The 13,227-nt window shown below is 37.8% G+C and carries 15 protein-coding genes and 1 rRNA gene; all 16 read right to left on the reverse strand.

All coding sequences use genetic code 11. From position 1 onward, the window contains the following. Nucleotides 1-280: 280 nt before the first annotated feature. Complete coding sequence (locus tag WC906_03790; protein MFA5777535.1) at nt 281-916, reverse strand: LAGLIDADG family homing endonuclease; 636 nt, start codon at nt 914-916, stop codon at nt 281-283. 88 nt (nt 917-1,004) lie between these two features. Continuing rightward, nucleotides 1,005-2,548, reverse strand: a 16S ribosomal RNA gene (locus WC906_03795). A 384-nt stretch (nt 2,549-2,932) separates the two neighbouring features. Then, nucleotides 2,933-4,255, reverse strand: coding sequence for a serine--tRNA ligase (gene serS / locus WC906_03800; protein ID MFA5777536.1), 1,323 nt, complete (start codon nt 4,253-4,255; stop codon nt 2,933-2,935). A 61-nt stretch (nt 4,256-4,316) separates the two neighbouring features. Then, entirely contained in the window at nt 4,317-4,508 is a 192-nt protein-coding gene (locus WC906_03805) for a hypothetical protein (protein MFA5777537.1), read from the reverse strand. Beyond that, a complete protein-coding gene (locus tag WC906_03810; protein MFA5777538.1) occupies nt 4,495-4,698 on the reverse strand; it encodes a hypothetical protein in 204 nt (67 codons plus the stop codon). The genes WC906_03805 and WC906_03810 overlap by 14 nt, the downstream gene beginning before the upstream one ends. 42 nt (nt 4,699-4,740) lie before the next feature. Continuing rightward, nucleotides 4,741-5,001, reverse strand: coding sequence for a hypothetical protein (locus tag WC906_03815; protein MFA5777539.1), 261 nt, complete (start codon nt 4,999-5,001; stop codon nt 4,741-4,743). Between the two features lie 3 nt (nt 5,002-5,004). Then, on the reverse strand, nt 5,005-5,427 hold the full coding sequence (locus WC906_03820; protein ID MFA5777540.1) for an adenylyltransferase/cytidyltransferase family protein: 423 nt from the start codon (nt 5,425-5,427) through the stop codon (nt 5,005-5,007). Further along, complete coding sequence (locus WC906_03825; protein ID MFA5777541.1) at nt 5,411-5,929, reverse strand: Gmad2 immunoglobulin-like domain-containing protein; 519 nt, start codon at nt 5,927-5,929, stop codon at nt 5,411-5,413. Before WC906_03825 ends, WC906_03820 begins: the two co-directional genes overlap by 17 nt. A gap of 29 nt (nt 5,930-5,958) precedes the next feature. Beyond that, on the reverse strand, nt 5,959-6,192 hold the full coding sequence (locus WC906_03830; GenBank protein MFA5777542.1) for a DUF6485 family protein: 234 nt from the start codon (nt 6,190-6,192) through the stop codon (nt 5,959-5,961). Nucleotides 6,193-6,210: 18 nt separating this feature from the next. Beyond that, nucleotides 6,211-7,233 carry a Maf family protein gene (locus WC906_03835; protein ID MFA5777543.1) on the reverse strand — a complete coding sequence of 341 codons (1,023 nt, stop codon included), beginning with the start codon at nt 7,231-7,233 and terminating at the stop codon, nt 6,211-6,213. Continuing rightward, a complete protein-coding gene (locus WC906_03840; GenBank protein ID MFA5777544.1) occupies nt 7,230-7,592 on the reverse strand; it encodes a hypothetical protein in 363 nt (120 codons plus the stop codon). The genes WC906_03835 and WC906_03840 overlap by 4 nt, the downstream gene beginning before the upstream one ends. A 5-nt stretch (nt 7,593-7,597) precedes the next feature. Continuing rightward, the gene (gene lysS, locus WC906_03845) at nt 7,598-9,043 is read right to left on the reverse strand and encodes a lysine--tRNA ligase (GenBank protein ID MFA5777545.1); all 1,446 of its coding nucleotides are present in this window, start codon (nt 9,041-9,043) and stop codon (nt 7,598-7,600) included. A 200-nt stretch (nt 9,044-9,243) separates the two neighbouring features. Further along, nucleotides 9,244-9,699, reverse strand: a complete 456-nt coding sequence (gene greA, locus WC906_03850) for a transcription elongation factor GreA (protein ID MFA5777546.1) — start codon at nt 9,697-9,699, stop codon at nt 9,244-9,246. 158 nt (nt 9,700-9,857) lie between these two features. After that, nucleotides 9,858-11,186 carry an RIP metalloprotease RseP gene (gene rseP / locus WC906_03855; GenBank protein ID MFA5777547.1) on the reverse strand — a complete coding sequence of 443 codons (1,329 nt, stop codon included), beginning with the start codon at nt 11,184-11,186 and terminating at the stop codon, nt 9,858-9,860. 134 nt (nt 11,187-11,320) lie between these two features. Beyond that, nucleotides 11,321-11,878 carry a ribosome recycling factor gene (gene frr / locus WC906_03860; protein ID MFA5777548.1) on the reverse strand — a complete coding sequence of 186 codons (558 nt, stop codon included), beginning with the start codon at nt 11,876-11,878 and terminating at the stop codon, nt 11,321-11,323. A gap of 89 nt (nt 11,879-11,967) precedes the next feature. Further along, entirely contained in the window at nt 11,968-13,050 is a 1,083-nt protein-coding gene (locus tag WC906_03865; protein ID MFA5777549.1) for a YCF48-related protein, read from the reverse strand. Nucleotides 13,051-13,227: the final 177 nt, after the last annotated feature.

Genomic DNA, 13,227 nt, shown 5'->3' on the forward strand with positions numbered 1-13,227 from the left:
TCACATTCTATTGCGATTAGTCCTATAGGAGTCTATCCGTGTCCTTGTACAAAAGACACTAGCAGAATTCGCTCTGCTGAGCTAGCTGTTTCCCAATTGCTTGGGATCGACCAGCGGATAACATTCATACCCCACATCGTCTGATTTGACTCAGTACGACTTTTGTTGTGTGATACTCTCGAATGCTATCAAAATCTCCCTAGAAAGGAGGTGATCCATCCACAGCTTCCGCTACGGATGCCTTGTTCATGTATTTCCCTATGTCGCCATAAGGCATGGACTATATCTTCATCCTTTTTCTGAAAATTTCTATTTTTCGAGGATGGCAGGAATTTATTATTTCAGCAAATCTTTTTTGAGATTTTGCTAAAACGTACATTCTCCAATATTCAGGATCAACCTTCACGCTTGGATTATGTATTTTCCCTGTTTTTATTTCCAATTCCTCTAAAATAATTTTTATTCTTTGCAATTTTTTCTTATTAGATTGAACTAATTGGATGTAAAATCGTTTATTATTTTTTGGAATTCCGCCTTCAGCATCAAAAAATCCTTTAATATAACAAATCTTTTCTCCGCTAGAATTAAATTTTAGCGGATTAAATTTGAAATCAAGAAATGATGCCAGCGTTTCCAAAACATAAACTGATCTATCCTTCCCTTCTTTGTAAATCCAGGAATTATAGCCAATTTTTTTCAGCAAAGATTTGAGAAATTTAAGCCAATCGGTGCCTTTTTGAGAGAATCTAAATCTCTTGTTGCTACTAAATGTAGCATCATGCAAGGCTCCCAATAAATAAGCTTCGATTTCTTTTTCAGAATGAGGCGCTCGACGTGTAGTCTCTGAGGGGTCAATCCCGATTGATTCGGAACGACTTCCCTGCTGATTGTCTGCACTTGCAACATTATTACTCATATAGTGATAGTATACCACTTAGCTATAAGTAGCGCAAGATTCACAGGTGTTCCAGCATATAGTCAAGTTTTTCTTAAGAATTGCTTCTTAAGGTCGCAACATTTTCATCTACGACTTCACCCCTATTATCGATCCTACCGTGGTCCCTGCTATAAAACAGGATCTTCGGGTATTACCGACTCTCTTGGTGTGACGGGCGGTGAGTACAAGATCCGAGAACGTATTCACCGTGACGTTATGATTCACGATTACTAGAGATTCCGGCTTCAAGGAGTCGAGTTGCAGACTCCTATCCGAACTGAGACTGGTTTTCTGGGATTAGCTCCATCTCGCGACTTGGCAACCCTTTGTAACCAGCCATTGTATCACGTGTGTTGCCCAGGGTGTCAAAGGGCCATGCGGATTTGACGTCATCCCCTCCTTCCTCCCCATACAGAACGCGCTTCGCGCTAGTTTATAAAGTTATAAAGTTGAAAGTTTATAAAGAATTTACTTTAAGAACTTTAAAAACTTTTAACTGCGCATGAAATGCGCTTTGTATGGGGCAGTATCGCGTGACATATATAACACACGAAAGGGGTTGCGCTCGTTTCCCGACTTAACGGAACATCTTACGACACGAGCTGACGACAACCATGCAACACCTGCCTAGCACCCTCTAAGGCTTATCCATTTCTGGATAATGCAGCTAGGTTTCAAACCCTGGTGAGGTTCCTCGCTTACCGACGAATTAAACCACATGATCCACCTCTTGTGCGGATCCCCGTCTATTCCTTTGAGTTTTAAGCTTGCGCTCGTACTTCCCAGGCGGCATACTTAACGCGTTAGCTACGACACTTTGGGGGTCGATTCCCGAAATGCCAAGTATGCATCGTTTAGGGCGTGGACTACTGGGGTATCTAATCCCATTCGCTACCCACGCTTTCGCGGCTCAGCGTCAGAAGTGCGCCAACCAGATGCCTTCGCCTTTGGTGTTCCCTATGATATCAACGCATTTCACTGCTACACCATAAGTTCCACTGGTCTCTCACACTCTCTAGAAATACCGTTTCAAATGCAGTTTTCGAGTTGAGCTCGAAGATTTGACATCTGACTAATATTTCCGCCTACCCGCGCTTTACGCCCAATAAATCCGGATAACGCTTGAGGTCTCTGTATTACCGCTACTGCTGGCACAGAGTTAGTAACCTCTTATTCCTTAGGTACCGTCATTACATTCTTCCCTAAGAAAAGCGGTTTACAACCCAAGGGCCTTCATCCCGCACGCGGCGTCGCTCGTTCACCCTTTCGGGCATTGACAAATATTCTCGACTGCAGCCTCCCGTAGGAGTTTGGGCAGTGTCTCAGTCCCAATGTTGGGGGCCACGCTCTCACGCCCCCTACCCGTCATAGCCTTGGTGAGCCATTACCTCACCAACAAGCTGATAGGACACAGGCCACTCCAAAAGCGATAAATCTTTACTCCGTAGAGCACATCGTGTATTATTCCGGATTTCTCCGGATTATTCACGACTTTTGGGAATGTTCCTATGCATTACTAACCCGTTTGCCGAGGGTCTAAACCCTCACGACTTGCATGCCTTATCCACGCCGCCAGCGTTCATCCTGAGCCAGGATCAAACTCTCAAAATAAATGAGGAGAATAATTTCCGAAGAAATCATTCACTTCAATATATAAAAGAAAAATAAATTCTTTTGTTGAATAGACTCTTTAAGCTAAATCTTTCGATTTAACAGGACTAATCGCAAAAAATTGCGATTTATTGTTTCACGCCCTGCCCGGTAAGGCAGATGCGTGATAATTGCTGATAGTTGTATTAAATTTTCAAGCTACTTGCTTTCCATTCTTGTGAACAAAAAACACATCTTCGCATACAAAAATTACATGCAAAGATGTACCTTTTCTCACCCCAACTTATATTAAGTTTTGAGCTGGTTTATTCTGGTAAATGCTTTATTTTTAAGGATAACTAATTGCTAGTGAATTGTAGCAAATATAAAAATCCTGTCAACCCCCTATTTTTTAACTATAAAATCCTTCGAAACCGGCATATATTTTTTCAAAACTTCCGGGATTTTAATGCTTCCATCTGCTTGCTGATAATTTTCAATAATAGAAATAAATGTTCTGGGAGATGCCAGCGCAGTATTATTTAACATATAGACATATTTTTTCTCTCCATTTTTATCAATATATTTTACATTCAAACGCCTGGCTTGCCAGTCCAAAAAATTGCTAGCCGACCCGGTTTCGCCATAGGCATTTCGGCTTGGAATCCAAGCTTCAATGTCGAACATTTTATATTTTCCCGCACTCATATCACCGGTACAAATTTGAAGTTGACGATAGGGAAGTCCTAATTCTTCATGCATCTCTTTGGCAATTCCAACCATTTCCTGCTGAAGTTTGTCCGACTCGACAATATCGGCTTTGCACAAAATTACCTGTTCGACTTTTATAAATTCGTGGACGCGATAAAGCCCTTTAGTGTCTTTCCCGTAGCTTCCTACTTCGCTTCGATAGCAGGGACTATATCCGCAAAGCCTCATCGGCAAATCTTCTTCCTTTAAAACTTCTCCGGAATAATACGCCAGAAGCGACGGTTCGGCTGTTCCGACCAAAAATTTCTTTTCTTTACTGGCTTTTCCATCCGCTTCCTTGTCAGTTGTTGCTACCTGATAAATTTCATCTTCTTCTTGATCATATTCCAAACCTTTAAAATATCCGCTTCCAAAAAGCGAAAACTCTTTCACCAGCGTTGGAACAATCATTGGAGCAAAACCCTTGGAAACCATCTTGGAAATCGCATACATCATCATTCCCATCATCAAGGATACGCCTTCATTTTTAACATAATATCCGCGATATCCGGCTACCTTTGTTCCTCTTTCGAAATCCAGAATATCCAAATCTTTTCCCAGTTGAATATGGTCTTTAATTTCAAAATCGAATTTCGATATTTTTCCCCATTGGTAAAATTCCACATTTTCTTTTTCATCTTTGCCAATCGGAACATCCGATGCCGGAATGTTTGGAACTTTCACCATAAGCTCTTCGAATTCTTTTTTCAAAACTTCATATTCCGGCTGGGCTTTGGCCAATTTTTCTTTTACTGCCTTGCCTTGTTCAATTAAATCTTTTCTTTCTTCCGAAGTGGCTTTTTGAACCAAATCGTTAAGTTTATTTTTTTCTGCTTGAAGCTCTTCGACATACTGGAGCGCCAAGACTCTTTTTTTGTCCACTTCCAAAAGCGCATCCAAATCCAAATTAATGCCTTTATTTTTAGTAGCTTTTTTCAGTTCTTTTTGATTTTCCCTGATAAACTTAATGTCTAACATATGGATATATAATATATCAATTTTAGAAAAAATAAAAGAGGGGACGAATCCCCTCGCGGTTCTACTTTGTAGCGTGAATAACTTTGTCGATTTCTTTTTCTCGCATTCTCCTTATAATCTTTAGTACTTTTGCAATATCTTTTTTCCATCCTTTTTCTTGGTTACTTGCAGAGATGGCTTCCTCTTGCAAAGAATCGAGTGTTCTTTTGACACACTGGAGGGACGTTTCTATTTTTCCGCTATTTTTTTTCATTTTTCCAACCTCCTTTTCTTTCGGAAATTTTTCCGCAATCTGGACACCTTCCCTTTCTGTTGTGAAAAGGGTTTTTGCATAAATTCTCCAATTCCAAAAGTCTTTCCGCCATCCCTATTCCTACTTGAAATATTCTTTTTATTCTTCTTTCAATCTTTTCTCTTTCTTTTCTTATCATCTCCTGATTCATATCCACCGCACACCCCCTTGTTTGATAAGAACTGTATTAAAATTATTTCTTGAGTTCATTTTCAATTTCCGCGTTTTTCTTGTCCTGAAGCTTCCCTACCATATCGCGCACAGCATCAACCTGCCCTTGAGGGGAGGCATCATGATCTTCCAATTTTATACCTGCTTCATCCGCCGCTTTTTGGGTTGCGTTTTGCAAATTTTTGGATGACATTTTTTGCCACCAAACAAACAAAGCAACCATCACTGATATTGCCACAATAATGCCTGCTAGCATTCCAGCAAATCCTTTCTTGTTTTTCATAATTTATTTTTTATTTTTCAATATCGATGACTTGTATTTTTCCGGATAATACGATTTTAGCCTTACTATTTTCGTTTTGTTAAGACCAAAATCTTTAATTTTTCTTGCCAAGCCTTCAACAAAATTATTCTGATCATACCCCAAGCAAATCACATCCGGCTGATATTTTTTGATTACTGCATATTTATCTTTAAGGCTTCCCAAAACAGCTTCGTCTACTAATTTATTATTGACTAATACCTTGAGTCTCTTTTGTTCTTTGTTCCTTGTCTCTTTTTTCTTCACTGATAATACCGTTTTATCTCTGGCAACTACCGCAATCAAATAATCCCCATATTTCCTGGCTTGCTTTAAAAAGTTTTCGTGGCCTTTGTGAAAAATATCAAACGTTCCAAAAACCATTGTTTTTTTATTCGCTTTGTTCATTTCCAAATTTTACCGGGATTACAACTTTGTTTATTTCTGATCCATCTTTGGCTGAAGATTCGAAAACCTCCAATATTCCTTCGGCTTGCACTGTTGAATATGCTATTTCTTCCTGAAATAATCCGAATTTTCCCGCGTCAGGACTTTTCGCGTCCGTGGTTCCCTGAAACAATACTTTTCCGCTTTTATCTTTAAGCCTAATACTTACCATATTTTCAAAAACCCTGGCTTTTCCTGTGACATCGAAAGGGGAACTGATTTTTGCATTTTCTTTGGGATCAAAAACGACAATGTTCGGCTCTTCGACCGGCTGTTCTTTGGTTTGATTGCTCAAATTCTCTCCGCAACCGGTAGTCGGCTTTTCCGCATTCGGATTTCCGTGTTTTATCCATTCGCCATTCTGGCAGATCCAATTATCTTCACCGGAAAAAAATCTAATTCCCAAAAGAACCGCTCCTGCCAGCAAAATAATTATTCCTCCAAAAATTAAAACTTTTTTCATTTTTTTATTCTAAAAATATTCATTTAAATCTAATCTCTACTTGCTATCTCTAATTTTTTCTTGTTTTCTTGATAGGATTTTATAAAATTATCGACAGTCCTGTCGCTAGCTGTTTCTGCCTCAGCTTCCGCCGGGAAAAAACAGGCTGGGATTTCTCCCTTTTCTCTGTGATGAGAAACGCATTCGCAACAAATTCCCTTCCTCGGACAATCCGGATAACTGCACGGACAATTCTCCAAATTTTGTTCTTTTTGACATTGCATAATTTTATTTTTTATAAATTATTTTATTTTATTTAAATTACCTTTTAAAACCACATCGACCATCGCTTTTATTTCATCTATATATGAAACGTCTTCAGGTATAGGATTCAATAAAAAAACTTTCTTATCATTCACATGAGCAAAGCCAATCTCCATTAAGGTATTTCCGCCGATATAATTTTTAATTCCATTCTTATCATAATTACAGACTAATATCGCATCCCCGCTTTTGATGCAATCGTGCCACCATTTAATAAATTTGTTTTCACGTTTAATTTTGGCGTGATTAGTTGCAATTCCCTTCAATAATTTTTTTGCGCTTCCATCAGCAATTCCAAACATTTCTTCATGCATCATCGGATCGTATCCCATTTTTTCTAGCTCTCGGTAAACCTCAACCAATCTATCGGCAAATTTTATGCTTCCCGAAACCGTAATTTTCATTTTTGGTTTTTCAGGCAATTTAAATCCGATTTTATACAGCATCTCTAAAATTTCTTCCAGGGGAATTCCATCCAAAAAATTTAAATAACTTCCTCTAATTTCTTTGACAAAAGTGGAAGAAAAATTATATTTCACATCAAAGCCAATCGCATATCCAATTCCTTTTTGATCTTGCTTATGATAAAAATCTACTTCTTCCTTGGATATTTTTCTCATTTCTCCTTTTGTTTCGGCAATCTTTCCAATATTTTTTCCTGATTCAATGTCTTTAATATATAATCCTGTATAAAAATCAAACTTTCGGCTTGACATCATTAATATTCTTTTCTTAGCTTCCTTCAAATTTTTCGGTTTCTCTAAAATTTTTCCATTACAATAGGCGACCGAATCAAAACCGATAATGATCCCTTTTTTATATCTTTCCGCCACCGCCTCGCATTTTCGCTTAGCTAATTCTAGAACCAATTTTCTAGGATCTTTCGGTCGATTTTTGAATCTTTCATCTATATCGCTTGGGCAAATTTCAAAATCAATACCGAGCGTTTCAAAGGCTCTTTTTCGATAAGGTGAAGCTGTCGCCAAAATTATCTTTTTCATATTTTTTTCAAAGCTTCAAAATGAATTTTATCATCCTTAAAAATCTCAATAACTTTATATTTTCCTTTTGTCCAAACTTCGCCTTTATTCAAAAAATGAGTGGTTTCTAGAATTTTAATGCTGGCAATCGGACGGGATAGTTTTTCATTTCCGCTGGTTTCCACGAGCGGAATCTGGCCTTTCCCCCAAAATGGATCGTCGCTTAGCCAATAATTTCTCTGTCCTTTTTTCAGAAAATCATAAATTTTTCCTTTCTTGAGAGGAGCTGGGACACACTCTTCCTTTTTTCTTTTTCCAGATTTATATTCACTGATATTTCGCAATGCCAAATCCGGATTAAATTCAACTTTGATTCCCATAAATTTTATTTCTCTTTCACCGCTTGAAAGATTACGGTTTCGCGGACGGATTTGTTCATAATAAAAGCAAAGAAGCGTTCGGAAAATCCGCAGCCGAAAGCCGGTGGCATTCCATATTCCAAAGCCTCCACAAAATCCTCATCAAACATCTGCGCTTCTTTATCTCCCGCTTCTCGGGCTTTCATTTGCTCCTCAAAGCGCTTCTTTTGATCGATTGGATCATTTAGCTCTCCGAAAGCATTGCAAAGCTCTGCTCGTCCGGCAACGATCTGGAAACGCAAAACCTTTTTGGGATTGCTTGGGTCTTTTTTGGCTAGCGGAGAAACCTCAATCGGATGTCCGGTTAAAAAGCAGGGCTGGATTAATTTCTGCCGGACAGTTTTTTTATAAATCGTATCGATCATTCTCCCTTTGCTATATCCTTTTTCATATTTTATTCCCAATTCATCCGCCTTCGCGCGAAGCGCTTCGACGGACACGTCCGCTTCTAAATCTATGCCTGTCTCCTTTTTGAATTCCGTAAAGTAATCCACGATTGGAAATTTCACGTCCCAATTTATTTTTTCTCCTTCATATTCATGCTCGTATCCGCCCAACACCTTGAAAATAATTTCCTTGAACATCTTTTGGGTAAATTCCATCCCTTTTTCCAAATCAGAATACGCCCAATAAAATTCCATCAGATCAAATTCCTGCAGATGCTCGCGATCAATCCCTTCATTGCGAAAAACTCTTCCAATTTCAAACACTTTTTCGTATCCGCCGACTAAAAGCTTCTTCAGTCGAAGCTCTAGTGAAATGCGAAGATAAAAGTCCTGATCCAACGCATTGTGATGGGTTATGAAAGGTTCCGCTTCCGCTCCACCGGGAATATGCTCCAGAACCGGATTCTGCACCTCCAAAAAACCGTTGGAAACGAGGTGATTTCTGACTGTCTGCCAAAAAATACTTTTCTTGCGGAATAATTCCTTGGCTTCCTCATTCATCATTAGATCCAAATATCTCTTTCTGATTTTTTCTTCCGTGTCTTCAATTCCATAATATTCCGTGGGGATCGGACGAATATTTTTGCTTAATATCTTCCAATCCGTTACTTCCAATGTTTTTTCTTCTTTCTTGGTCTTAAAAAGTTTTCCTTTCACTTCGACAAAATCTCCAATTTCAATGTTATCTAGAAATAATTTAAACTTGCTTTCCTCAACATTTTTCTTGTTGAGGAATATTTGTATTTTTCCGCTTTCATCTTCGATATGCCCGAAAGCCGAACCACCCATTGGACGAAATGATTTGAGCCGTCCCACCAGATGAATTTCATCGGAAATGCCATCAAATTTATCCAGCGCTTCTTTATTTGTCATTGAACGTTCCGATTTTTCCGGATATGGATCCGATCCGGATTTTTTCAAATTTTCCAGTTTTTCCAATTTGGTTTTTAATATATCTTCCCGCATAATACAAGCGTCATTCTGAGCGCCACGCGAAGAATCCCGAACGAATAAAAGAAAGCTTTATTTGCTAATACCGAGATTCTTCGTCGCGGCGACTCAGAATGACATAGATTTTATTTTTATACTTCAATATTAGCCCAAATGGCTGTTTTTAGCAAACAAAAAACTCCGATTTTACTCGGAGTTTCAAGCGTATAAAGTTCTTACTTTAAATCTAAAATCGTATATTTTATTTTCCCTGAAGGAGTATCAACTTCAACCCTATCTCCTTTTTTCTTTTCCATAAAAGCCTTTCCCATTGGAGATTCATTGGAAATTTTAAAGCTTCCCGGATCTGCTTCATTGGAACCGACAATCTGAAATTCCATTTCACTGCCATTGAATTTTACCTTAACCTTGGACTCCATGTGGACATCCTTGGTGCTATTGTCATGCTCAACAACTTTAGAATCTTTGATTACCATTTCTAATTCCGCAATTCTGGATTCGTTTTCTCCCTGCTGTCTTTTAGCTTCAGAATATTCCGCATTCTCGCTTAAATCGCCTTGCTCTTTAGCTTCTTTGATGGCTTGGGCAATTTCCTGCCTAACTTTTCCCTTTCTTTCGTCGAGTTCGCCAGTCAGTTTTTTTAAACCTTCTTTGGTAATGAGTCGTGACATTTTTTTGTTTAATATTAAGAATAAAAGAACCGCTGAATAATCAGCAGATTCATAAATTATTAAGAAAGTAACGATAATGGTACTTGAAAGTTAATGTCTTGTCAAGCGCTTTTGAATTTGATTACAAAAACCCCTGAATTAAGTCTTAAAAAGACCTTTTAAAATAAGTTTTTTATTTTATCCAATATATCAAACCGCATTAAATCTTTAAACGTTACCAGAATCATGAGAACAATAAGGGCGATAAATCCAAAAGTATGGGCAAATTGCTCCACTTTCTGGCTCACCGGTTTTCCTTTTATTTTTTCAATCAAAATAAACAAAATTCTTCCTCCATCCAGCGCCGGAAATGGAAGCCCGTTAATAATCCCCAGGTTAATGCTGAGAAGTGCGATAAACTGAAGAATGTATGTAAACCCAAGATCGGTAACTTGTTTGGTAAGATACGCGATTCCAATCGGACCGGAAACATCAACACTCACTTTTTGCCCCACTATCAAATCTTTGATAATACTGAACAATGTTGCCGCTATCAGCCAAATGAGATTGAAAACAGTTGTTAGCCCTTTGTATATCGCTTCATACCACGGATAACTGACAACAGCGGTTCTTACCAAAGAAATCCCCAGCGCTCCTTGATCTTCCGGATAATCAACTCTCGGTTCTCCCTTTAGCGTTAAACTTTCTTTTCCTCTCTTAATTTCTAAAATTATTTCTTGACCTCTGCGTCCATTTATCAAATTTTGAACATCAGAAATACTTGAAAAATTTTGCTGGCATTCGGGAATATCTCCGCCAGCTGGCGGATCGCACCCAACTATTTCGTCTCCAGCTTTAATTCCCATTTTTTCAGCCGGAGTGCCTGAGATAACCTGAGCAATCTGAATTTTGGAATCTTTCCCGCTTTGTCCATCATCCAAGGCCTGAGGAGATCCGATAAATAATCCCAATGAAATTGCAAACCAAGCCAAGACAAAATTCATAATTATTCCGGCTCCCAAAACTTTCACTCTGACCCAGGATGGTTTTCCGGAAAAACTGTCTTTATCTTTTTTGTCGCTCCCATCTTCTCCTTTGATCCTCACAAAACCTCCAAGAGGAATCCAATTTATGGAATAGATGGTTCCCTCTTCTAAATTTTCTTTGTTTTCCCATTCCTTATCTGTATTTCTTTTTCCCCAAATGAAACGGTATTTCTTCACTGAAACTAATTCATCGACTTCGATAATTTTATCAGAAATAATTTCTTCAATAACTTCAGTATTTCCCTTTTTCTTATCTGATATTTCAATACTTACATCTTCTTTCTCTGCTACTTTTCTCATTTTTTTGCCTCTTAATACTTGAAATCCAAAAATCCTCGGAGGAAATCCGAATCCAAATTCTTCCGCCCTAATTCCATTTTTGCGTGCTACCAAAAAATGCCCCAACTCATGGACAAAAACAAGAATTCCCAAAGTTATTGCAAAAACTAAAACTGTTAGCATAAATAGTGAATTACTAATTGATCTAATTTCTAATTGGTCTAATCAAATCTCAATAATCCAAATCCTAAAAAATTTGGTCATTTAGATATTGGCTCATTGATTAGAAATTAGGTTAATTAGAATAATTAGAAATTTTAAATTGTCATTATCTCTGTTTCTTTCTTGCTTCTAATCTCTTCTATTTTCTTATTGTATTCATCTACAATTTTTTGGAGATAGTCTTTCCCTAAAAATTTATCATCCTCTGACATTTTCCCTTCCTTTTCCGCTTCTTGAATTTCCTTCCAAGATTCTTCCCGGATGTTCCGAACGGATATTTTCGCATCCTCCGCTCTTTGGTTTAAAACTTTAACTAATTCCTTTCTTCTTTCTTCAGTAAGAGAAGGAATATTTATTCTAATCGCCTGTCCGTCATTATTGGGATTAAAACCCAAATCTGATTCTCGCAAGGCTGATTCGATATAAACAAGAGCGCCCTTATCCCACGGCTGAATGACAAGCGACCTGGATTCCGGAGCATTAATGCTGGCAATTTGTTTTAGCGGGGTCTTGACTCCATAATAATCAACCATCATATTCTCCACCAAAGCCGGATTGGCTCTTCCTGTCCTGATTTTTCCCATCTCCTGATTGAGATGTTCGATGGCTCCTTCCAAATCTGCCTTTTTGCTGTCAACTATACTTTTGTACATAATTTTTACCTATTATTAATTACAAATGAACATGGCAATATAAATTCGTATATTTGTATATTTGTAATTGATTCGTAATTCGTAGTTATTTATATTTTACGAAGTCCTATATAAATAGTATTCGCATTGAATAAATTATACCTCAAAACCTGTGCGACTTTATCAGTATTCAGCTGGAATGTCAACCAAGTCGTTCCTCCATCAGTTGAACGATAAATTACTCCAGAATTGCTATAAATTATTTCATTGGAATTCTGAGGATTGATAGCAATCGCTCTTATGGGAAACTCTTTTGAGCTTTCCAGAATATTGATTTCCTCAAATTTGCTGCCAAAATCACTCCCTCTAAACAATCCGGACTTTGTCCCGACATAAAAACTGCCTGAATTTTTGGGATCGATTTCTATTGAATAAACATTCAGTTTAGAAAAAAGGCTTTTATTGTCGGCTTTTCCAATATTAATTTTATTGATATCTTCAACATTATTTCCTCCATCGAGAGTTCTCAATAATCCTGAATTATAAACTCCGAAGTAAATAGCGTCGTCATTAACGGCATCAAAAGCAATGGATATTACAGGAGCGCTGGCTTTAAAAATATTTTTCCAAGTCTGTCCTCCATCAGATGTTTTAAATATCATCCCTTCGCTTGTTCCGGAATACAAAACGCTGGAATTTTTGTTGCTTATTTCTAAAGAAGAAATGATTGAACCGTTTGCAGGTTCGGTATATATTTCAACCCAATCTTTTCCTCCGTTTATGCTTTTGTAAATTTTTGCTCTGGAATTCAAAACTCCACTAGCATAAATCGTTTGATCGTTATTTTTGTCTACAGCCAATCCATATATTTTAGCCAAAGGAAAGACTAGCTTTTCCCAATTTTCCGCGTCGTTTCTAGTTACAAACAAACCATTCTTTTCTGTGCCTATATAAACAACGCCTCCGTCCTTGGAGCTAGCCTCCATAGAAAGAACGTTGTAAGTTCCGACATTCGTTTTGTCGTCAATTTTGACTTTATTCTCCCAATTCTTTCCGCCATCAAAAGATTTCAAAAAACTTCCTACTTGTTTGGTGGTGCTGGTGCTAGAGGTGGAAGTACTGCTACTCAAAGAACAAGCGGAAAAAACCAGGGTCAATGATAGGCAAAAAATTAATATTACAACCTTTTTCATACCTCAAATTATATCATTAAAAACAAAAAAATCCAACAAATGGATTTTTGGTGTAAAGAGGAAATAGAAATGTCCGCTTTTGCGGGAAATAAAAATGTCCGCTTTGGACAATTTTGTTAATTTTTAGAATATTGAAATTTTCTCCAAGGATGATCGACAGCCGGCTTTACCGGAATA

The organism is Parcubacteria group bacterium (genome assembly GCA_041657845.1).
Classification (GTDB): Bacteria; Patescibacteriota; Minisyncoccia; order Moranbacterales; family JAKLHP01; genus JAKLHP01.

Excerpts from the sequence above, each read along its gene's own strand:
- lysS (MFA5777545.1), bottom strand. The coding sequence starts at position 9,043 with ATGCGGGAAGATATATTAAAAACCAAATTGGAAAAACTGGAAAATTTG.
- WC906_03810 (MFA5777538.1), bottom strand. The coding sequence starts at position 4,698 with ATGAATCAGGAGATGATAAGAAAAGAAAGAGAAAAGATTGAAAGAAGA.
- WC906_03790 (MFA5777535.1), bottom strand. The coding sequence starts at position 916 with ATGAGTAATAATGTTGCAAGTGCAGACAATCAGCAGGGAAGTCGTTCC.
- rseP (MFA5777547.1), bottom strand. The coding sequence starts at position 11,186 with ATGCTAACAGTTTTAGTTTTTGCAATAACTTTGGGAATTCTTGTTTTT.
- serS (MFA5777536.1), bottom strand. The coding sequence starts at position 4,255 with ATGTTAGACATTAAGTTTATCAGGGAAAATCAAAAAGAACTGAAAAAA.
- WC906_03835 (MFA5777543.1), bottom strand. The coding sequence starts at position 7,233 with ATGAAAAAGATAATTTTGGCGACAGCTTCACCTTATCGAAAAAGAGCC.
- WC906_03815 (MFA5777539.1), bottom strand. The coding sequence starts at position 5,001 with ATGAAAAACAAGAAAGGATTTGCTGGAATGCTAGCAGGCATTATTGTG.
- WC906_03830 (MFA5777542.1), bottom strand. The coding sequence starts at position 6,192 with ATGCAATGTCAAAAAGAACAAAATTTGGAGAATTGTCCGTGCAGTTAT.
- frr (MFA5777548.1), bottom strand. The coding sequence starts at position 11,878 with ATGTACAAAAGTATAGTTGACAGCAAAAAGGCAGATTTGGAAGGAGCC.
- WC906_03805 (MFA5777537.1), bottom strand. The coding sequence starts at position 4,508 with ATGAAAAAAAATAGCGGAAAAATAGAAACGTCCCTCCAGTGTGTCAAA.
- WC906_03840 (MFA5777544.1), bottom strand. The coding sequence starts at position 7,592 with ATGGGAATCAAAGTTGAATTTAATCCGGATTTGGCATTGCGAAATATC.
- greA (MFA5777546.1), bottom strand. The coding sequence starts at position 9,699 with ATGTCACGACTCATTACCAAAGAAGGTTTAAAAAAACTGACTGGCGAA.
- WC906_03825 (MFA5777541.1), bottom strand. The coding sequence starts at position 5,929 with ATGAAAAAAGTTTTAATTTTTGGAGGAATAATTATTTTGCTGGCAGGA.
- WC906_03865 (MFA5777549.1), bottom strand. The coding sequence starts at position 13,050 with ATGAAAAAGGTTGTAATATTAATTTTTTGCCTATCATTGACCCTGGTT.
- WC906_03820 (MFA5777540.1), bottom strand. The coding sequence starts at position 5,427 with ATGAACAAAGCGAATAAAAAAACAATGGTTTTTGGAACGTTTGATATT.